The sequence below is a fragment of the Streptomyces sp. NPDC104309 genome (assembly GCF_055584025.1).
This window is the reverse complement of the sequence record NZ_JBVJMV010000013.1, coordinates 45,487-63,589: the sequence shown is the minus strand read 5'-3', so window position 1 is coordinate 63,589 and position 18,103 is coordinate 45,487. Positions and strand designations below refer to the sequence as shown.

Below are 18,103 nucleotides of genomic sequence, written 5' to 3'. Positions count from 1 at the left end.
GTCCGGTGCCTGATCGCCAGGCGGAGGAGGGAGTCATGGCAGCGCCATGGCGACCGACGACAACGCGGCGAGGCGCGGTGCCGGGGCACGCGAGCCCGGCGTGATCCACACGAGAGGCCCTGGCCGCGACCGCCGGAGTCCCCGCCGCCGGAGTTCCGGGCGTGCACGCGTCCGGGGCCCGGCGGCCAAGTGCGGGCCGTTCCCCCGCGGGAGGCGCCGCGTGTGCGCGGAAGGGGCGGCCGGACCCGCCCGGCGGACGACGGGACGGCGCGGCCCGGCCGCGGATGCGCGGCGGGGGCGGGCGGCCGACGATGGAAGGCCGGGCCGCGGGAGGCCCGTGCCCCCGCACCTGGAGGTTGACGTGCAGGCCGATGCGTACGCCCACGGCGCCATTCCGTTCGACCCGGCGAACCTGGTGGCTCTGGTCGAGGGCACCACGGCCGGGGTGGGCGTCCTCGACATGGGGCTGCGGTACCTGTACGTCAATCCGGCCCTCGAACGGCTCAACGGAGTTCCGGCCGCCGAACACCTCGGACGCACCGTCTCCGAGGTCCTCCCCGGGGTCGACGCGGGCGAGGACATGATGCGGGCCGTGCTCGCCGACGGGAAACCCCGTGAGATCACCTCCAGCGGATTCACCGCCGCGGCGGGCACCGGCCGACAGTACTGGCACGGGGTGTACCACCGGCTGGAGGTCGGCGGGCGGATCGTGGGCCTGGCCGGGATCATGCTGGAGATCATGACCTCGGACCGGGGACGGGAGGAGCTGGCGCAGGCCCGGCGGCATCTGACCCTGCTCGACATGGCGGCCACCCGGATCGGCACCACGCTCGACATGGACACCACCTGCTCGGAACTCGTCGACCTCGTCGTACCGGGCCTGGCGGACCTCGCCACGGTCGAGGTGTTCCCGCCCGATGTCGCCGCTCCGGTACGCCGCGCGCCCGCCGGTGTGCTGCGGCTGCGCAGGGCGGCGCTGACGGCGGTGACCGGGCTGCGCGCCGAGCTGCCGGGGTTCGGGCTGACCGGTGAGTACATCGACTACCAGGAAGGCGCGGCCGTACAGCGCTGTCTGGCGGCCAACCAGCCGGTCGTGGAGAACCACACCACCGACGAACAGCTCAGGCGTTCCGCCCCCGCTCCCGATCGGGTCGCCGCCTACCGCGCCCTCGGGATGCATTCGGCGGTCATCGTGCCCCTCACCGTACGCAGCCGTCCGCTCGGCATCCTCGGCCTGATCCGCGCGGGGGACTCACCGGTCTTCACGGACGAGGACGTGGTGGTCGCCCGGGAGCTCGCCGGCCGCGCCGCCGTCGATCTCGACCACGCCCGCCGGTTCGGCCACGAGCACACCATCGCCCTGGAGCTGCAGCGCGCCCTGCTGTCCGAGCCGCGCCCGCCGCACCCGCACATCGAGATCGCCACCCGCTATCTGCCGGCCGACCGGAGCGTGATGGTCGGCGGCGACTGGTTCGACGTGATCCCGTTGCGGGACGGACGGCACCTGAAGGCGATGGGCGATGTGATGGGCCACGGGGTGGAGGCGGCGGTCGCCATGAGCCACTACCGCTCGCTGCTGCGGATGTTCGCCGACGACGAGCTGCCGCCGCACCGCATCCTGGAGCAGCTGGACCGGATGGTCGAACGGTCCGGACTGGACCGGGCGGCGACCTGTCTGCTGGCCGTCGTCGACCGGGAAGGCAGGGCGTGCGAGGTGGCGAGCGCCGGCCATCTGCCACCGGTGCTCATCGATCCGGGAGCGGCGGGAACCAGGGTGTGCGACGAGATGCCGGTGGGACCGCCGCTCGGCACAGGGTTCGGCGGGTACCGGACGACATCGGTGGAATTCGGGCCGGGCACGGTGCTGTTCCTGTACACCGACGGCCTGGTGGAGCGGCGTGGCGAGGACATAGACGTCTCCGTCGGCCGCCTCAGGGAACTGACCCTGCCCGCGGGCGGAAGCCTCGACGAGCTGCTGGACGGCGTCCTTCGGCGGTTCGGGCCGGGCGCGGAGGACGACATAGCCGTCCTGGCCTCGCGCACCCGGCCGCGCACCGCCTCCTGACCCGGGCCGTCGCCGGGGCGGGCGGCATCTCGGCTCGTACGCGGATCCGGTCAGCCCAGCTCCAGGCTGGTGATGCCGAACAGGCCGGTGTGGTCGACGTCCGGTGACGGGCCCGTGTACATCCGGGCCGTCTCGAACGAGGGGGTGAGTCCCAGCTGTTCCGCGAGGCGCACGGCCGCCGGATTGACGTCGGGTACGTCGATCGCCACCGGGGTGTCCGGGTCGGTGGCCGCGAGCGCGCTGATGAGGGCACCGGCCACCTCGGGCGATTCCGCGTACACGGGGCCGATCCGGGACGACGTACGACAGGGGCGCGTCACGGCGAGGCCTCGCAGCTCCCCGTCGCGGACGGCGGCGAGCGAGGTGCGCGTGGGACCGGCGATCCACGGGGCGAGGAAGCTGTCGCGGTCGGCGGGGAAGAAGCGGCGGTCATAGGCGGCCAGCCGGTCGAACGGGACGGAGCGGGCGTCGACCAGCGTGGTGCCGGGCGGGGCAGTCGGGCCGGCGGCCGGCCGGCCCTCGTAACGCATGTTCGTCCAGACCGAACGGAAGCCGGATTTACGGTAGTTGGGCTGCTGGGCCACGACGCCGTCCAGCCCGACATTGCGCCCGTCCAGCCGTGCCGTGCCGGCCCGCCACAGCCGGCTGCCGTAGCCCCGGCCGCGCAGTTCGGGGCGGGTGAGGTAGAAACCCAGGAACCCGAAGTCGCGGCCGTAGCGGACCACGGAGACGCAGGAGACCGGAGCGCCGTCGAGCCGGCCGATCAGGAAGCCGCGCGGGTCGGCGGCGAAGAAGGCGTGACGGTCGGTCAGCCCGGGATTCCAGCTCTCCTCGTGGGCCCATTCGGCCAGCATCGTGAGGTCGTCGGCGCTTGCGGTGGTGATCTCGAAGTTCGGCACGGGGCACCTGTACCCCGGGGGCGATCGGTTCAACGGTGGTCTTCGCGCCATCACCCGGTCCGTGGACAGGTGGTGTCGTCGATCTGCCGTCGAACGGCCGGAGTACGGGCGCACGCCCGTCACGGTGCTCAGACGAACAGGAACGTGCCCGCCGTCGCGGCCCCCAGGAACGCCCCGGCGACCGTCTGCGCCACCGAGTGGTACCCGAGCGCGACACGCGACCAGCACACGGCGACGGTCATCGCGTACGCGAGCAGCCACCACGGCGAGTGGACCACGGCGGGCAGCGCGACGACGGCCGAGGCGACGGCGGCGTCCACCGAGATCTTCCAGACGGTGTTGACGGCCAGCAGGATCACCGTCATCGCCCAGAGGGCGAGCATCGCCACGAGGATGCCGGTGGGGGCGTGGCCCAGGACCATCACCAGCGAACCGGCGCCTATGGAGCCCAGGATGACGAGGAAGATCGGGGCGCGTTTGGTGCGGTCGACGACATGGCGGTCGCCCCAGGTGCCGCGCCCCCGCTCCCATTCGATGTACCCGGCGGGAACGATCCCGGCGCACAGGGCGCCGAGGAGGCCCCAGAGGAGTCCGGTCCAGTGACCGGCGGCGGCCAGGCCGATGCCGAGCATGCCGATCAGCAGGAGGTTGCGGGGCTGGAAGACATCGGTGACGGCGCGCGCGGCGCCGGTGCGCGGCGACGCGGCGGCGTCGGTCGCATCGGTGGGGCCGGTCGTTCCGGTGGTGTCGGGGGACGTCATGCTGTCTCCTCCAGGGACGGGGTGCGGGCCGGCCCGGTGGGTGCGGTGGCTGCCGGGGACTCCGCGGACGCGGCGGAAACGGCGCGGGCCAGCACCTGCTCCGCCCGGTCCGCCGTGACCGTCCGGTACGCGGTGGCCACCCGGACCAGCCAGGCCACCTCGCCGTCCTGGTCGGTGGCGTGCTGGGTCTCGACCGTCGCGGCGCCCGAGGCGGGCGCTCCGGTGTTCCTGGCCCGCAGCGCCGCCTTGATCCAGTAGGCCTCGGCGAGCGGCCCGGTCTTCCCGCCGTCCGGGCCGCCGTCGGAGGTGCCGTCCGCGGCGGCGGCCCTGGCGGCCGGGAGCAGGGTGTCGGGGACGTAGTGGCGCAGCTTCTCGACGGCGTCCGCGATATCGGCGGCCCAGCGGTCGATGCGCAGGTCCGCGGGGGTGTCGAAGCGGGTCAGTTCGCGGGCCAGCGAGGCCGGCGGGTCGAAGGGCTGCTCGGGGAAGGCCGTCATCAACTCGGACCAGAGGCCGTGCAGTCCGGCCTGGGCGCGCCACAGTTTCGCGCGCCGCCGCCCCTTGCTGAGGGCGGGGATGGAGGCACCCACCGCGAAGAAGGCGAACAGCACCACCTGCGCGGCCTCGGTGATCTCGTCGAACTTCAGCGCGAAGTCCTCGCTCGGGGTGTCGACGACGCTGACCCACAGGAACAGGGTCCGGCTGACGGTGTATCCGACCCCGATGAACATGGCGAAGGTCATCATCCCGAGGCCCACGCGCAGCTGGCGCGGCCCGGCACCGGCGGTGGCCAGCGCCCACTGGTAGGCGCAGACGGCGGACGCGGCGCCCAGGTAGAGGTAGAACACGCTCATGTACAGGGTGGCGCCCCACTGCCCCGCGTGGTCGGCGACGAAGCGGTCCGAGGGCACGGAGCGGTCGACGACGGTGAAGAACAGCACGGTCAGCAGGATCAGCGTGGCGATCGACGCCTTGGCCGCCACCTGCTGGGTGGCGCGGGCGAAGCGCACGTGGCGCGGAACGGTTCCGGCGGCGGGGTACTGGCCGTAGATCGCGACGATGTAGCTGAGGATCGCCAGGATCGCGATCGTCGCCGTGTAGTGCTTGATGAGGACGGCGAGGTCGGTGACGGCGCTGTCGTTGAGGGCGATGCGCACGGCCCGGGTCTTGGTCCACAGGGCGGCGGCGAATCCCGCGTAGCAGCCCCACAGGGCCCGGCGGCGCTTGTCTTCTTCGTCGCCCCACAGGGCGGCCGGCATGCGCCAGAGGGCGACGGCCGTCATCAGGGCCGCCACGAGATAGCCGGCGAGGTCGAGCGGGGTCACGGCGGAATCCTCGGGAGTGGGGAGTGGGGACCGTTCGGTGTCAGGTGCGGCGGAACAGACCGCGGCGGCGGCTGGCGACGGGCCGGGAGAGGGAGTTCGCCAGGCGCCCCACCATGTCGTCGCTCGTCACGTCCCTGGCCATGCGGGGAATGAGCGAGGCGCCGAACTCGGCCATGCGTTCGTCGTGGGTGTCGTACTGCGCGCGGGCCTGCACGGTGCCGTCGCCCGAGCGGAGCGCGTCGGCGATCGTGGCGGCCACCGGCTTTGGGGCGCCGGCGGCTTCGGCGGGCCGCGGCGGGGGTTCGGTTCCGAGGACCCGGGTGATCAGCGAGGTGTCGAAGACCGGCAGCAGCCGCCGGAGCTGTTCCGGATCGAGGGAGGTGCCGTGGTCGAACCACTCGTGGCACAGTTCGTGCAGGATGACGTGCTGGGTCTGGTACGCGGTCGGGCGGCGCCGGTAGAGCACGAAGCTGGTCCCGCCGGTCTTCAGCCGCAGACCGCAGGCGGCGTTGACGCGGGCCAGCCGGTCGGGCATCTCGTGCAGCACGATGGTGCGGCCGCGGGCGGCCTCCATGTTCGCCACCAGTGCGTCGATGGAGAAGGGGGCGGGGATGGGCAGGTCGGCCAGCCCGGCCTCGCACTCCTTGCGTAGTTGGCGCAGCGACATGAGGACCTACTTCTCCTGCTCGCCGAGGGGGGCCTCGCCGTCGCCGCCGACGGTGCCGCGCCGGCTCTTGGCGCCCTCCAGCAGGGAGAGCGCGAACTGCAGCAGCTCCGGCGGGAGTCCGTCCTCGTCGAGGCCGCGCCCGGCCAGTCCGCTGATCTCCCCCGTACGCCGCATCGCGAGGAACTGGAGTCCGGCGATGACGTCGTCGAAGACCTCGGACTCCTCCTTGAAGAACCGCCAGTCCACGCCGAAGCCCAGACCGAGCGCCTTGAGGATGTCCTCGGAGGGCTGAGTGACCTTTCCGGCGAGAATGTTGGAGAAGTAACTGTGCGAGAGGGAGCCGCCGCGTTCCTTGACCAGATCGGCGAAGACCCGTCCCGAGACCTTCTGGCCGGGGAACGTCTTCTCCACCATGTACTCGACCTTCTGCTGCAACGTCCGCAGCTCCGGCACGCGTTCCTTGCCGCTGTCCATCCGGCCCCCCACTCCGCCCCGTTCGACCGGCGCCGCACGGTCTCCGATTCGGTCAACGGGCTCGTACTGTAACGAATCCTGACGGGGTGTCCTCGACGCGGGAGGCGATACGGGAGCGGGCTTGCGCAAACACTCTACGTCACTGTTAACTCGAAAAAACACGGGCAGGGAACCACGAGGGGAGTCCCCTGCCCGTGAAGTCGCCATGAGTAAAAGGGGCATGCTTCGCATAGTGGTGTAGCCCTTCACGACGGGGGATGCGTGAAGGGCTACACGTGCATTATGACTGCTGGTCAGGCCGTCATCAACTGACCGATGGGTCAGTGGGCGCGCCGCGTCGCCCCGACGGTGCCCCGTGGCCCCCCCCGCTACCGTCCGCCCGCGACCCGGAGCACCGCTCCGGTCACATAGGACGCCTCGGCGGAGAGCAGCCACGCGATGGCGGCCGCGATCTCCGGGGCGGCCCCCGGGCGGCCGAGCGGGATGCCGGCCGCGGCCGCGTGCGCGCGGCCGGGGTCGCCCGCCGTGGCGTGCATGTCGGTGTCGATCATTCCCGGGGCGACCGCGTTGACCCGGATGCCGTCGGCTCCCAGCTCCTTGGACAGCCCGATCGTCAGGGTGTCCGTCGCCCCCTTCGTGGCGGCGTAGTGGACGAAGTCCCCGGGGCTGCCGAGGGTCGCGGCGGCCGAGGAGACATTGACGATCGCTCCGGAACCGCTGGCCGCCATGTCCTTCGCGGCCCGGCGGCAGCACAGCAGATAGCCGAGGACATTCACGTCGAGGACCTGACGCAGCGTGTGGGCGGAGGTGTCGACGAGCCGCCCCAGAGGTCCCGTCACTCCCGCGTTGTTGACCAGCCCGGTGACGGGGCCGAGCTGCGCGGCGGCGGTGTCGAAGAGCCGTTCCACGTCGGCCTCCACGGACGTGTCCACCCGTACCGTGACACAGCGCGCCCCCGCGGCCCGCACCGCCGCCGCGGTCCGCTCGGCGGCCTCGGCGTCGCTCACGAAGCCCAGGGCGAGGTCATGCCCCTCGGACGCGAGACGGACACAGGTAGCCGCACCGATGCCGCGACTGCCACCGGTGACGACGGTGACGGGCCGCGACGACGGAGTGGTGCTGTCGACTGCCACTGGAGGAACCTCTCGCTCGGGTCATGCCTGTCACGCCGTACGCGGATTGTACGGAGCGCGCCTGCGGGGGAGCCCTTGCGACGAACGCCCCCGACGCGTGACGACCGGGCCCGCGCACGCCCGGCGCCTGCTGTTGGAGTGGTGCGGGGCGGGCCGTTGGCGTGGTGTGCACCACGGGGCGGACGGGGTGCCTAGGGTCGACGGCTGACGGACCGCTGCCGGCGTGGACCGGGTTGAATCGCCCGACGTCCGGCGACGGCCCCTCCCCAACGGCGTTCCTCTGCCATCGCCTCGCATCGCGGTGGCAGGGGGCGCCGACCGTCCCCGCCGACGTCGCCGAGGTCTCGTTCGGCTCGATGCCGGCGGTGGGTGTGCTGTGGGGGCCCCGGGTGATGGAGGCGCGCGGCGTCGATCCGTCGTTCGCCGCGACGTCCGGCGGGCTGGGACCTTCGGCTGTCCCGGTAGGCCGCCGATTCCACCCGGATTGTCGTCTCGGCGGTCTTCTGTCGGCGCGAGCCGATACGCACCGGGGGCCTCACCGCGTCCGCCGGAGCGAGTTGCGCAGCCCGTTCTCCTCGGTGACCTTGGCCCGGAGCTGCCGTATCGACGTGGAGTCCGCAGTTTCGTCGTCCCCGCCGGAGCGGCACCGCGCGCACTCGCACGGGGGCCAGCGCAGCGGGTTGAACTCGGGCAACTCCGGCTCGGGCGGGTCCTCTTGCTCCCTCATGCCGATCCCCCTTCCGTGCAGTCCGCTGTGCCCCGGTGGCGCTGGAGCAGCACCCGGCAGTCGGTCGCCCCGCTGTAGTCGTGCTGATCATTGGCGAGGGCCTCGGCCAGCCGGAGCTTCTGGCACTCGGGACAACAGCCTTCTGTTTCACGCCTGTTCTCGGCGAGCACGGATAACTCCTCTCTGTAGTCATTCCACTACTAAGGGAGCTCAGATTGGCCTAGGGTCGGGAGTGCTTCAACTTGTTGGGTGCGAGCGAAAAGTCAGGTGACAGCCGTTGAACCGCAAGGATCTGGACCCCGAGAGCAGCCCGGAGGCCGCCTTTGGCGCACACATCCGCAGCTTGCGGGAGGAGCGGGGATGGAAGCAGGAGGAGTTAGCCGAGCGGCTGGGCTACTCCGGCACGCATGTATCCGCCGTCGAAACTGGTCGCAAGATGCCGACTCTTCGGTTCTCGCGCAACGCGGATCAGGTTTTCGGCACCGGGGAAACAGCAGACACGTTCGAACGCCAGTACCGCGAGATCCGGCACGGCTCGCTGCTGGAGGGGTTCCCGCAGTACGTGGGGCACGAGGGGCGTGCGGTGGAGATCCGGCTCTACAACGTCGGGATCATTCCCGGTCTGTTGCAGACGCCGGAGTACGCGCGGGTGCTGGCGGACAGCGCGTTGCGGCGAGGGGCGATCGTCCCGGAGCAGGCGGCCGAGCGAGTCTCGTTCCTGGCGGAACGGCAGGCCGCACTGGTGCGTCCGCGCCCTCCCACGATGATGGTGGTGATGGACGAGAGCTGCATCCGCAGGCGGGTCGGTGGGGACGAGGTCATGAATGCCCAGCTCGACCGGCTCCTGGAGTTCGCCGAGCTGCCGAACACCGTGCTCCAGATCGCTCCGTACGAGATGGGGGAGCGTCGCACGTTCGACCTTCCGATGAACCTGCTGACGCTGTCGGACCTGTCCGTGATCGCGTACGCGGAATCCCAGATGCGGGGACATCTGGAACGCGATACGACCTCTGTGCTCCCCCTGCTGGCGGCCTACCATCAACTACAGGCCGAAGCGCTGTCCCAGGCGGCATCGGTGGCCATGATCAATGAGGTACGAAAGGGCACCCCGTGACAACCACGACCGAGTCCCCCCGCTGGTTCAAGTCTTCGTACAGCAACAACGGCGGCGACTGCGTGGAGGTCGCCGCCAACCTCGTCGCCCCGCGCGGCGTGGTCCCCGTCCGCGACTCCAAGAACCCCGGCGGCCCGGTTCTGAACGTTCCTGCGGCCTCGTTCGCCTCTTTCGTGGCGGGCGTCAAGGGCGGGGAGTTCGGCGCCGTCTGAGCCACCGGTCCCCACGCGCGTGATCTGTGACCGTCCCGCCCCGCCACCGTGCAGCGCATGGCGGGGCGGTCGAGTTCCGGCCGCAGGGGGCTGCCTTCGGTTTGCCAAGGCAGCCCGGAGGGCACCTGGCACGCGTGACGAACTCACAAGGGAGACCCGCGATGACCACGACCGAGTCCCCCCGCTGGTTCAAGTCTTCGTACAGCTCCAACGGCGGCAACTGCATCGAGGTTGCCGCCAATCTCGTCGCCCCGCGCGGCGTGGTCCCCGTCCGCGACTCCAAGAACCCCGGAGGCGGGGTTCTGAACGTACCCGCAGCCTCGTTCGCCTCTTTCGTGGCGGGCGTCAAGGCCGGAGAGTTCGACGCCGTCTGACCGCTCCAACCGGCACATGCGATCGCGAAGTCCCCATCCCGCAAAGCGTGGTGGGGCTTCTCGCTGTCTGCGTCGCGCGGCCGGGGGCTAACCCCACCGCATTCCGTCGTGCCTCCCGGATGGGTTGCGGGCGCACGCTCAACAAGGCTGGTGGCATGAGGACTTACGGAAAATCTGCCGCCTTCGTCGCCCTGTCCGTCACCGCCGTCGCCACCGCGCTCACCGGGGCCGCGACCCCGCAGGCCGTCGCGTCGGCCAACCCCGCACCCGTGCTCTCGTGGCGGTCCTGTGCCCAGGACGGCGGCCCCGCCGGGCAGGAGTGCGCCGAACTTCCCGTACCGCTCGACTACCGCGACCCGGACGGCCCGCAGATCTCCCTCGCGGTGACCCGGGTCCGCAGCGACCGCCTTGCCGCCCGGCGCGGGACGCTGATGGTGATCCCGGGCGGTCCGGGCTCCTCCGGGGTGCGGCGGGTGACGCAGAAGGGGGAGCGGTTGCAGCGGGAGACGGAGGGGCGGTACGACATCGTGAGCCTCGACCCGCGCGGGGTCGGCGGCAGCCCGAAGGCGAGCTGCGGGCTCGCCCCGGAGGACCGGGAGCTGGTGAACCTGCGGTCCTGGCCCGCCGCCGACGGCTCGATCACCGAGAACGTGACACGTTCCCGTCGTACCGCCGAGGCGTGTGCCCGCAACGGGGGAGCGCTGCTGCGGAGCCTCACCACGGCCAACGAGGTACGGGACATCGACCGGTTCCGGCAGGCGCTCGGCGAGGAGAAGCTGTCGGCCTGGGGGAGCTCGTACGGCACCTATGTGGGCGCCGTGTACGCGCAGAAGTACCCGCAGCACACCGACCGTTGGGTGCTGGACAGCAGCGGCGACCCGGACCCGTCGCGGGTGGCCAAGGGCTGGCTGGCGAACATGGCGGTGGGGGCGGCCGACCGCTTCCCCGACTTCGCGCGCTGGGCCTCGGACCCGGCCAGGGACGCGGAGGGGCTGCGACTCGCGCAGCGGGCCGAGGACGTGCAGTCGCTGGTGCTGGACCTGGCGGCGCGGCTGGACCGTGAACCGAGGGAGTCCACCACGCCGGGCGTCCCGCTGACCGGCAACCGGCTGCGCCAGGCGGTCCAGCTGGCCCTGTACGAGGACGACGCCTTCGCCGGGCTGGCGGGGCTCGTCCGGGCGGCCGGGGACACCTCGGTGAAGCCGGTCCTGCCCGACGCGCTGAGCGGGCCGATACCGGACGCGGAGGCGGCGGTCACGGTCGGCGTGATCTGCAACGACGTGCGCTGGCAGGGCACGGTCTCCTCGTACGCGCGGGCCGTCGCCGCCGACCGCGTGAAGCACCCGCTGACCGCGGGGATGACGGTGAACATCACCCCGTGCACCTTCTGGAAGGACGCCCCCGCCGAGCAGCCGACCAGGATCACGGACCAGGGACCGTCCAACGTCCTGATGATCCAGGGCCTGCGCGACCCGGCGACCCCGTACTCCGGCGCCCTGAAGATGCGCGCGGCCTTCGGCGACCGGGCCCGTCTGGTGGCCGTCGACCACGGCGGGCACGGCATGTACCTGGGCCACGGGAACGCCTGCGGCGACCGCGCGGTCAGCGCGTTCCTGAACACCGGGACCCGGCCGCAGCGGGACGCGTACTGCGCGGACTGAGCGGGGAGGAGCGGGCTCAAGGGGCAGAGTGGGCCGGGGCGGCGCGGTGAGCGGTCCGAGCGGGCGGTGCGGCCCCGGCCCGGTGCCCATTTCCGACGCCCATTTCCGGGGCGGTTCGAGGCGGTCCGGGGGCGGTCCGGCGGTCCCAGAGCATGGCGCCGGCGTCGAGCGGGAGCGGCGCCGGGCGTCGGCCGCTCAGTCGCTGCCCGGCGTCACATGTCCGCTGTGCTCGGCCTGCGCCAGCAGGGAGACGACCTCCTCGTCGGAGGTCTGCGAGAAGTCGCGGTACCACTCGCCGACGGCGAAGAACAGGCGCGGCGTCGACAGACACACCACCTCGTCGGCGGTCTCCCGCAGCCGGGCGACCGCGTCGGGCGGCGCCACCGGTACGGCCGCCAGCAGGCGGGCCGGATGCTGGGCCCGTACGACCTGGCAGGCCGCCGCCGCCGTCGCACCGGTCGCGACGCCGTCGTCCACGACGATCACCGTCCGGCCTTCGAGCGGCGTACGCGGCCGGCCCGCGCGGTACGTCTGCGCCCGTCGTACGAGCTCCGCCGCCTCGACCCGCTCGATCGCCGCGAGGTCCTGCTTCCCGAGCCGGAGATGACTCACGACGTCCTCGTTGATGACCCGTATCCCGCCCTCGCCGATGGCGCCGAACGCCACTTCCTCGTGGTGCGGCACGCCGAGCTTGCGGACCACGATCACATCGAGTCGGGCGCCGAGCATCTGTGCCACCTGGAACGCCACCGGGACTCCGCCGCGGGGCAGGCCCAGCACGACGGGGTTCTCCCGCTCCAGATGCCGCAGCGCCTCGGCCAGTTGCTGTCCCGCGTCCACGCGGTCGGCGAACAGCACGACGGTTTCACCCCCAAACCGGGGGGACGGGGCCGCATGGGTGCGAGCCCCACCTGCTCCCTACTTCGAAACAACCCCATGTGCGGTGGCCGCGCAAGTCGGGCAGGGTCGATCGTATGGAAGGAATCGGAGCGGTACTGATCGACATCGACGGTGTGCTCACGGTGTCCTGGAAGCCCCTGCCCGGCACCGTGGCGGCCATGGAGCGACTGCGCGGAGCGGGCCTCCCGCTGGCGCTGGTCACCAACACCACCTCCCGCACCCGCGCCGCGATCGCCGAACGGCTGGCCGCGGTGGGCTTCCCCGTCGGCGCCGACGACATCCTCACCGCCCCCGCCGTCACCGCCGCCCATCTGCGGGAGCACCACCCGGGCGCCCGCTGCCTGCTGATCAACACCGGTGACATCCGGGACGATCTGACGGGCGTGACACTCGTGGACGAGGACGAGGACGAGGACGAGGACGAGGACGAGGACGAGGACATGGCCGCGGGCGGGGACATGGACGGGGACGCGGACGGGCAGGACGCCGCCGGTGGCGGGGCCCCGGACGTGGTGATCCTCGGCGGGGCCGGGGACGCCTTCAGCTACGCGGCGCTCAACCGCGCCTTCCGCCATGTGCGGCGGGGCGCCCGGCTCGTCGCCATGCACCGGAACATGTACTGGCGCACGGCCGCCGGGCTCGACCTCGACACCGGGGCGTTTCTCCTGGGGCTGGAGCGGGCCGCCCGCGTCGAGGCGGAGATCACCGGAAAGCCCGCCGGGTCGTTCTTCGCCGCGGCCCTCGCGCACCTCGGTGTACCCGCGTCCGGCGCCCTGATGGTGGGCGACGACATCGAGTCCGATGTGCTGGCCGCCCAGCGCGCCGGGCTCACCGGCGTGCTCGTCAGGACCGGCAAGTACCTCCCCGAGACGCACCGGGCGGCCGACGGCACCCCGGACCATGTGATCGACTCCTTCGCCGACCTCCCGGCCCTGCTGGAACGCCTGGGTACGTCGGGACCGTGAGGACGCGGCGGAACCGCGGTAACGGGCGGGACCGTGGGAACAGCGGGGCGACGGCACCGGCCCGCACCGCGAGGAGGCCCGGCCCCGACCACGCTCCCGACGATCCCGTCAGGTCAGGACACCGGTGAGGTCGTGGGCATCTCGCCCTCGGTCGTGTCGACGTCGATCACGGAGAACGCCGCGCCCTGCGGGTCCGTCAGCGCGGCGAAGCGGCCGAACGGGATGGTCATCGGGCCGAACCGCAGGACCGCGCCGCGCTCGGTCGCCCTCGCCACGGCGGCGTCGCAGTCCGGGACGGTGAAGTACACGTTCATGTGCGGCGGCACCTCGGGCGGGAATTCGTCGCCCATGCTCATCCGCCCCATGACCGTCTTGTCGCCCAGGTTGAACATCCTGAAGTCGACGTGCTCGTCCGCGATCTTCACCATGCTGTACGGGAAGACGGCGGGGAAGAAGGCGTCGGACTTCTCCGGCTCCCGGGTGAACACCTCGGCCCAGCAGAACGCACCGGGCACGCCCTGGGCCTCGAAGCCCTCGTGCGTGCCTGCCTGCCACACGCCGAAGACGACCCCGCTCGGGTCGCGGGCCAGCAGCATCGTGCCGAACTCGCCGACCTGCATGGGGTCCATCAGCGTCTCGCCGCCGTTCTCGCGGATCTTCGCCGCGGTGGCGGCGGCGTCCGGCGAGGCGAGGTACAGGCACCAGGCCGACGGGCCCTCCTGGCCGGGCATCGGCGGCACGACGGCGGCGACCGCCCTGCCGTCGGCGTACGCCTGCGTGTAGTCGCCGAACTCGGACGAGGACTCGCCGAACGTCCAGCCCAGCACATCACCGTAGAAGCGCTTCGCGCCGTCGAGGTCGGGGAACATCGCGTCGGCCCAGCACGGCGTGCCTTCCGGTTGTACAGCCATGACGTCGACTCCTTCGTGCTCGGCGGGTTGCCCGGTGTTTTCACGCCAAGGGCTGTCCCTTAACCCCTGGCGGGCGCACGACGACAGCTACGGCACCTCACCGCGTTGTCGAAATGTCCGCATACATCCAGTATGCGGACGTCCCTCCGCCTTGCGATGCCACCGCATCCGACACCGCGCGCTGATCCACCAGGGTTTACGGGACAGCTCTTGGCCGGGCCGGGCCGGGCCGGCCGACCGCCCGCACGCGCGCCGGGAGCGGGGCCGCCGAACCGTGCCCGCACACCGTTCGCCCTTGCGCACACCCTGCGCCGCCCGTCCGGGTGCTGCCCAGGGGCGACGTCCTCCGACGGCCTCTTCCCGAGGCCTTAAGATCCACTCCTGTTGGTGAGCGGGAGCCGGCCTGCGGCGCAACGAAGTCTTCGAGGAAACGAATCACACCATGTCCGAACAGGTCGCCGCGGAGTTACGGCGTGCAGTCGCCGTACGCAGCCGCCGTGTCGTGAACTCCTCGGCCTTCGCCGGCACCGTGTTCTGCGTGATCGTGGCCAATGCCGCCCTGCTGGGGATCGAGACGTACAGCGGCGTCGTGCAGGAGTGGCACGGCGCGCTCAAGGCGACGGAACATGTCTTTCTCGCCGCGTTCACCGTCGAGATCCTGCTGCGGGCCGCAGCCCACGCCGACCGTCCCGGGGACTTCTTCCGTGACCCCTGGAACGTCTTCGACGTGCTCGTCGTCGCCCTGGCCTTCCTGCCGTTCGCCCGCGAGAACGCCACGGTGCTGCGACTGCTGCGGCTGGCCCGGGTGCTGCGTGCGGCGCGGTTCCTGCCCCAGCTGCGCATCGTGATCGTGGCGGTCGGCAAGAGCCTGCCCGGCACGCTGAGCTTTCTGCTCGTCGGCGCGCTCCTGCTCTATGTCTACGCCATGGTCGGCTGGGTCTTCTTCGCGCACGACAACCCCGAGCACTTCGGCTCGCTCGGCCGCGCGGCGCTCACGCTCTTCCTCCTCATCACCCTCGACGGCCTCGGGGACGCGGTCCGCGCCGCGCTGGAGATCTCGCGCTGGACGATCGTCTACTTCGCCTCGTTCGTGCTGCTCGGTTCCTTCCTGCTCGTCAACCTCCTCATCGGTGTCGTCATCAACTCCCTGGAAGAGGCCCGGGAGTTGGAGAAGGAGCGGGAGCTGGAGGAGAGCGAGGTGCTTTCCGGACGGTCGTTGCGCGTCGACGACGACACCGAGTCCCTGCGGGCGCAGCTCGATGCCGCCCGCCGGGCTTTGGACGGCATCGAGGCCAATCTCGCGCCGCCCCGGCAACCGTGCGGCTGCCGGGGCGTGGCCGAGGGAGAACTCGTGGGGGCCGGGGAGCCCGTCCCGTAGGGCGGACATCCAGGGCATGTATCGAAAGTGGATCTTGAGATGGGGTGATCTCGCTTTGTGGCACGTGGAGATCTGACGGATGTGCAGTGGGCCAGGCTGGAGCCGTTGTTGCCGACGGGCAGGAAGCCGGGCCGTCCGCCGATATGGACCAGGCGGCAGCTGATCGACGGCATACGGTGGCAGACACGGACCGGTACGCCATGGCGGGATGTGCCGGAACGATGCGGGCCCTGGGGTCGGGTGTACGACCTGTTCCGCCGCTGGCAGCGAGGCGGCACCTGGAAGCACATCTTCGCCGAACTGCAGGCCCAGGCTGATGCGAAGCATCTGATCACCTGGGACATCAACGTCGACTCCACCGTCTGCCGGGCCCACCAGCACGCCGCCGGAGCGCGGAAAAAGGGGGCCTGCAGGTCGAACCGCCTGGCGGCGTCGACACCGAGCCGGCCGACCACGGGCTCGGACGCTCGCGCGGCGGTCCGACCACCAAGCTGCACCTGGCCGTCGAGCAAGGCCAGAAGCCGATGTCGATCGTGATCACAGCCGGGCAGAGGGGGGACTCCCCGCAGTTCGAGCCCGTGCTGAAGAAGATCCAGGTGCATCGTCTGGGGCCCGGCAGGCCACGCACCCGCCCCGATCGCGTGCGTGCCGACAAGGCGTACGCGTCCCGCAAGAACCGCGCTTACCTGCGTAAACGCGGGATCCGCTGCACCATCCCGGACAAGGCCGACCAGGTTCGCAACTGCAAGAAGCTCGGCGCCCGCGGCGACCGTCCGCCGAAGTTCGACAAGATCGACTACCGGGGGCGCCGTGCGGTGGAGTGCGGCATCAATCGCCTCAAGACGCACCGGGCGGTAGCCACCCGCTACGAGAAGCTCGCCGTCCGTTACGAGGCGACTGCCCTCGTAACGGCTGTCAATGAGTGGCTGTGAGCCGCATCTTCGCAATTGACCTGGTGGCCCTTCACCGATTCTCCGCGTCGAATGCCTGGGCGACGGCGAGGCTGTCCTCGTAGACATGGTGCCGGGTGACAAGGCCGCCTTCGACGGTGAGATGCAGAGCGAACCGCGCGCGATACGCACGTCCGGTGGGCCGGGCGGTCTGGCGGATCTCGCCGAGCACAACCGCGTCGTTTCCGTCGATGAGGATGCGCTCGACCTCAGTCGCCACGTGCTCCGGTATGTGGTGCTCGGCAAGCTCGCGATAGTGGGCGGCCGCGTCGGCCTGGGTGGACCGGTGACGAATCCACGGCGTGGCGGTACGGCCGTGCTCGGTCTCCGGCCAGTCGAGCTTCCAATCGCCCTGCTCGGCATACAGTTCGGCGATGCGTTCGGGGTCGCCCTCGCCGATTCTGCGCAGCAACTCCTCAATCACAGTACGCGTGTTGCTAGGCGCGGCTATGGACATGACTGACCTCTCCCTCCTGGTCCGCGTCCTCCGACGCGGAGAGATCACCAATCCTGCCAGGACAGGCGGGCCGAGACGATTACCTCTGAAGTAGGGCCAGCGCATCGCTAAGATCAACTTTCGATACACGCCCCAGGGCGGACATCCAGGGCGGACATCCGCCCGTACGGCGGCCGGGCCGTCAGCGGTCCAGGACCGGACCGGCGGTGTCGAGCGCGGCACCGGCGTGATCGGCGAGGGTCACCGCCACGAGACGTGCTTGCAACGACGGGACGGTTCCGGGGGTGGGCCGGAGCATGAACCGGCCGGAGTAGTGGCCGCCCGCCGAGGCGCGGAGCTCGATCTCGCCCTCCGGCCAGCCGTCGCGGTCGATGTCGAGGTGCCGGTGCCCCACGACGACAGTTCCGTCCTGCTCCAGCCGGGGCGGTCGCCCCAGCAGGCTTCCGTACTCGAAACGGCATTCCCGCAGCCGCAGTATGTCCACGAGCTGCTGCCGGACCCGCTCGACCACCAGGTCGGGAGAGGCGGCGGACTGGACGAGCAGGGCGGTGTCGTGGATCCGGGCGAGATGGTCGGCGTCGGTCACGGTGATCACCCGCAGACGGCGGGCGCGTGCGGCCAGCTGCGACACCACGAGACCGACGGCCAGGAGCAGGAGTGCCGTCTCCACGTTGTTCGTGCCCGCGATGCTGAACCGCTGGTACGGCGGGGTGAGGAAGAAGTCGAACCACGCGGCGGACGACAGCGCCGCGACGGCCCCGGCCCAGCGGTTCCCGATGGCCGAGACGGCCACCACCACGACGACCAGGATCAGGGCCAGATTGGTGCCCGACAGGCTCGTACGGAGGGGCGTCAGCACCAGCGCGGCGAGCAGGGGGCCGACCAGGGCTGCGGCCAGTGCGGCGCGGTCACGAAGCGGGAATCCCATGATCCACCTCGCTGTGGTCCAGAGGTGCTCCGGAACACCGGCCGGTCCGGCCGGCCACTCCAGCATGCCTCCGTCACCACCCCGCCCGGACCCCTGGGCCGGATGCCTTGACGCGTTTCTGGCGCGTGGGCCGGACCTGCGTGGACGCGCGCTTCACGGAAGGCGGGGCAGGCCGTCGCGGCCATGCCCTTCGACACCCCGC

General features: G+C 71.3%; 19 protein-coding genes and 1 pseudogene. 8 read left to right on the top strand and 12 right to left on the bottom strand.

Features of this window, described 5'->3' with window-relative positions; all coding sequences use genetic code 11:
* The first annotated feature begins 361 nt into the window (after positions 1–361).
* The gene (locus ACZ68L_RS20355; RefSeq protein WP_469578816.1) at positions 362–2,065 is read left to right on the top strand and encodes a SpoIIE family protein phosphatase; all 1,704 of its coding nucleotides are present in this window, start codon (positions 362–364) and stop codon (positions 2,063–2,065) included.
* A 50-nt stretch (positions 2,066–2,115) separates the two neighbouring features.
* Here the strand turns inward: ACZ68L_RS20355 and ACZ68L_RS20350 are convergent, their stop codons facing one another.
* The 8 genes from ACZ68L_RS20350 to ACZ68L_RS20315 form a co-directional block, all read right to left on the bottom strand.
* Positions 2,116–2,964, bottom strand: a complete 849-nt coding sequence (locus ACZ68L_RS20350; RefSeq protein WP_469578815.1) for a GNAT family N-acetyltransferase — start codon at positions 2,962–2,964, stop codon at positions 2,116–2,118.
* Positions 2,965–3,092: 128 nt separating this feature from the next.
* The gene (locus tag ACZ68L_RS20345; RefSeq protein WP_469578813.1) at positions 3,093–3,725 is read right to left on the bottom strand and encodes a hypothetical protein; all 633 of its coding nucleotides are present in this window, start codon (positions 3,723–3,725) and stop codon (positions 3,093–3,095) included.
* Positions 3,722–5,050 carry an MAB_1171c family putative transporter gene (locus ACZ68L_RS20340; protein WP_469578811.1) on the bottom strand — a complete coding sequence of 443 codons (1,329 nt, stop codon included), beginning with the start codon at positions 5,048–5,050 and terminating at the stop codon, positions 3,722–3,724. The genes ACZ68L_RS20345 and ACZ68L_RS20340 overlap by 4 nt, the downstream gene beginning before the upstream one ends.
* Positions 5,051–5,090: 40 nt before the next feature.
* Entirely contained in the window at positions 5,091–5,717 is a 627-nt protein-coding gene (locus tag ACZ68L_RS20335; RefSeq protein WP_469578810.1) for a toxin, read from the bottom strand.
* Between the two features lie 6 nt (positions 5,718–5,723).
* Entirely contained in the window at positions 5,724–6,191 is a 468-nt protein-coding gene (locus ACZ68L_RS20330; RefSeq protein WP_469578808.1) for a hypothetical protein, read from the bottom strand.
* 368 nt (positions 6,192–6,559) lie between these two features.
* Positions 6,560–7,324 (bottom strand): SDR family oxidoreductase, encoded by a 765-nt coding sequence (locus ACZ68L_RS20325; RefSeq protein ID WP_469578806.1) that lies wholly within the window; start codon positions 7,322–7,324, stop codon positions 6,560–6,562.
* A 535-nt stretch (positions 7,325–7,859) separates the two neighbouring features.
* Complete coding sequence (locus ACZ68L_RS20320; RefSeq protein ID WP_469578805.1) at positions 7,860–8,051, bottom strand: hypothetical protein; 192 nt, start codon at positions 8,049–8,051, stop codon at positions 7,860–7,862.
* Positions 8,048–8,221: a hypothetical protein gene (locus ACZ68L_RS20315; protein ID WP_469578804.1), complete on the bottom strand. Its 174-nt coding sequence runs from the start codon at positions 8,219–8,221 to the stop codon at positions 8,048–8,050. Before ACZ68L_RS20315 ends, ACZ68L_RS20320 begins: the two co-directional genes overlap by 4 nt.
* Positions 8,222–8,328: 107 nt before the next feature.
* On the opposite strand from ACZ68L_RS20315, the gene ACZ68L_RS20310 reads away from it, so the two are divergent.
* From ACZ68L_RS20310 to ACZ68L_RS20295, 4 genes are all read left to right on the top strand, one after another.
* Complete coding sequence (locus tag ACZ68L_RS20310) at positions 8,329–9,165, top strand: helix-turn-helix domain-containing protein (RefSeq protein WP_469578802.1); 837 nt, start codon at positions 8,329–8,331, stop codon at positions 9,163–9,165.
* Complete coding sequence (locus ACZ68L_RS20305; protein WP_469578800.1) at positions 9,162–9,377, top strand: DUF397 domain-containing protein; 216 nt, start codon at positions 9,162–9,164, stop codon at positions 9,375–9,377. The genes ACZ68L_RS20310 and ACZ68L_RS20305 overlap by 4 nt, the downstream gene beginning before the upstream one ends.
* A 161-nt stretch (positions 9,378–9,538) precedes the next feature.
* Positions 9,539–9,751, top strand: coding sequence for a DUF397 domain-containing protein (locus tag ACZ68L_RS20300; RefSeq protein ID WP_469578798.1), 213 nt, complete (start codon positions 9,539–9,541; stop codon positions 9,749–9,751).
* A gap of 155 nt (positions 9,752–9,906) precedes the next feature.
* Positions 9,907–11,412: an alpha/beta hydrolase gene (locus ACZ68L_RS20295; RefSeq protein ID WP_469578796.1), complete on the top strand. Its 1,506-nt coding sequence runs from the start codon at positions 9,907–9,909 to the stop codon at positions 11,410–11,412.
* Between the two features lie 231 nt (positions 11,413–11,643).
* Here ACZ68L_RS20295 and ACZ68L_RS20290 read toward each other — a convergent pair.
* Positions 11,644–12,270 (bottom strand): annotated as a pseudogene (locus tag ACZ68L_RS20290) (phosphoribosyltransferase); the annotation flags it as partial.
* A gap of 116 nt (positions 12,271–12,386) precedes the next feature.
* On the opposite strand from ACZ68L_RS20290, the gene ACZ68L_RS20285 reads away from it, so the two are divergent.
* Complete coding sequence (locus tag ACZ68L_RS20285) at positions 12,387–13,277, top strand: HAD-IIA family hydrolase (RefSeq protein ID WP_469578794.1); 891 nt, start codon at positions 12,387–12,389, stop codon at positions 13,275–13,277.
* A gap of 113 nt (positions 13,278–13,390) precedes the next feature.
* Here the strand turns inward: ACZ68L_RS20285 and ACZ68L_RS20280 are convergent, their stop codons facing one another.
* A complete protein-coding gene (locus tag ACZ68L_RS20280) occupies positions 13,391–14,188 on the bottom strand; it encodes a VOC family protein (RefSeq protein ID WP_469578792.1) in 798 nt (265 codons plus the stop codon).
* A gap of 442 nt (positions 14,189–14,630) precedes the next feature.
* Here ACZ68L_RS20280 and ACZ68L_RS20275 point away from each other — a divergent pair, with 442 nt between their 5' ends.
* Together ACZ68L_RS20275 and ACZ68L_RS20270 are read left to right on the top strand one after the other, a co-directional pair.
* Entirely contained in the window at positions 14,631–15,566 is a 936-nt protein-coding gene (locus ACZ68L_RS20275; protein ID WP_469578790.1) for an ion transporter, read from the top strand.
* A 57-nt stretch (positions 15,567–15,623) separates the two neighbouring features.
* A protein-coding gene (locus ACZ68L_RS20270) for an IS5 family transposase (RefSeq protein ID WP_469578788.1) occupies positions 15,624–16,498 on the top strand; the annotation gives its coding sequence in 2 pieces (ribosomal slippage) (positions 15,624–16,017 and positions 16,017–16,498; 876 coding nt in all).
* Between the two features lie 31 nt (positions 16,499–16,529).
* On the opposite strand, the gene ACZ68L_RS20265 is transcribed toward ACZ68L_RS20270, so the two are convergent.
* The gene (locus ACZ68L_RS20265) at positions 16,530–16,973 is read right to left on the bottom strand and encodes a nuclear transport factor 2 family protein (RefSeq protein WP_469578786.1); all 444 of its coding nucleotides are present in this window, start codon (positions 16,971–16,973) and stop codon (positions 16,530–16,532) included.
* Between the two features lie 181 nt (positions 16,974–17,154).
* Entirely contained in the window at positions 17,155–17,901 is a 747-nt protein-coding gene (locus tag ACZ68L_RS20260; protein ID WP_469578784.1) for a DUF4118 domain-containing protein, read from the bottom strand.
* Positions 17,902–18,103: the final 202 nt, after the last annotated feature.

Coding starts and splice junctions, on each gene's coding strand:
- ACZ68L_RS20345 (WP_469578813.1), bottom strand. CDS start 3,725: ATGACGTCCCCCGACACCACCGGAACGACCGGCCCCACCGATGCGACC.
- ACZ68L_RS20335 (WP_469578810.1), bottom strand. CDS start 5,717: ATGTCGCTGCGCCAACTACGCAAGGAGTGCGAGGCCGGGCTGGCCGAC.
- ACZ68L_RS20330 (WP_469578808.1), bottom strand. CDS start 6,191: ATGGACAGCGGCAAGGAACGCGTGCCGGAGCTGCGGACGTTGCAGCAG.
- ACZ68L_RS20320 (WP_469578805.1), bottom strand. CDS start 8,051: ATGAGGGAGCAAGAGGACCCGCCCGAGCCGGAGTTGCCCGAGTTCAAC.
- ACZ68L_RS20300 (WP_469578798.1), top strand. CDS start 9,539: ATGACCACGACCGAGTCCCCCCGCTGGTTCAAGTCTTCGTACAGCTCC.
- ACZ68L_RS20295 (WP_469578796.1), top strand. CDS start 9,907: ATGAGGACTTACGGAAAATCTGCCGCCTTCGTCGCCCTGTCCGTCACC.
- ACZ68L_RS20285 (WP_469578794.1), top strand. CDS start 12,387: ATGGAAGGAATCGGAGCGGTACTGATCGACATCGACGGTGTGCTCACG.
- ACZ68L_RS20280 (WP_469578792.1), bottom strand. CDS start 14,188: ATGGCTGTACAACCGGAAGGCACGCCGTGCTGGGCCGACGCGATGTTC.
- ACZ68L_RS20275 (WP_469578790.1), top strand. CDS start 14,631: ATGTCCGAACAGGTCGCCGCGGAGTTACGGCGTGCAGTCGCCGTACGC.
- ACZ68L_RS20265 (WP_469578786.1), bottom strand. CDS start 16,973: ATGTCCATAGCCGCGCCTAGCAACACGCGTACTGTGATTGAGGAGTTG.
- ACZ68L_RS20260 (WP_469578784.1), bottom strand. CDS start 17,901: ATGGGATTCCCGCTTCGTGACCGCGCCGCACTGGCCGCAGCCCTGGTC.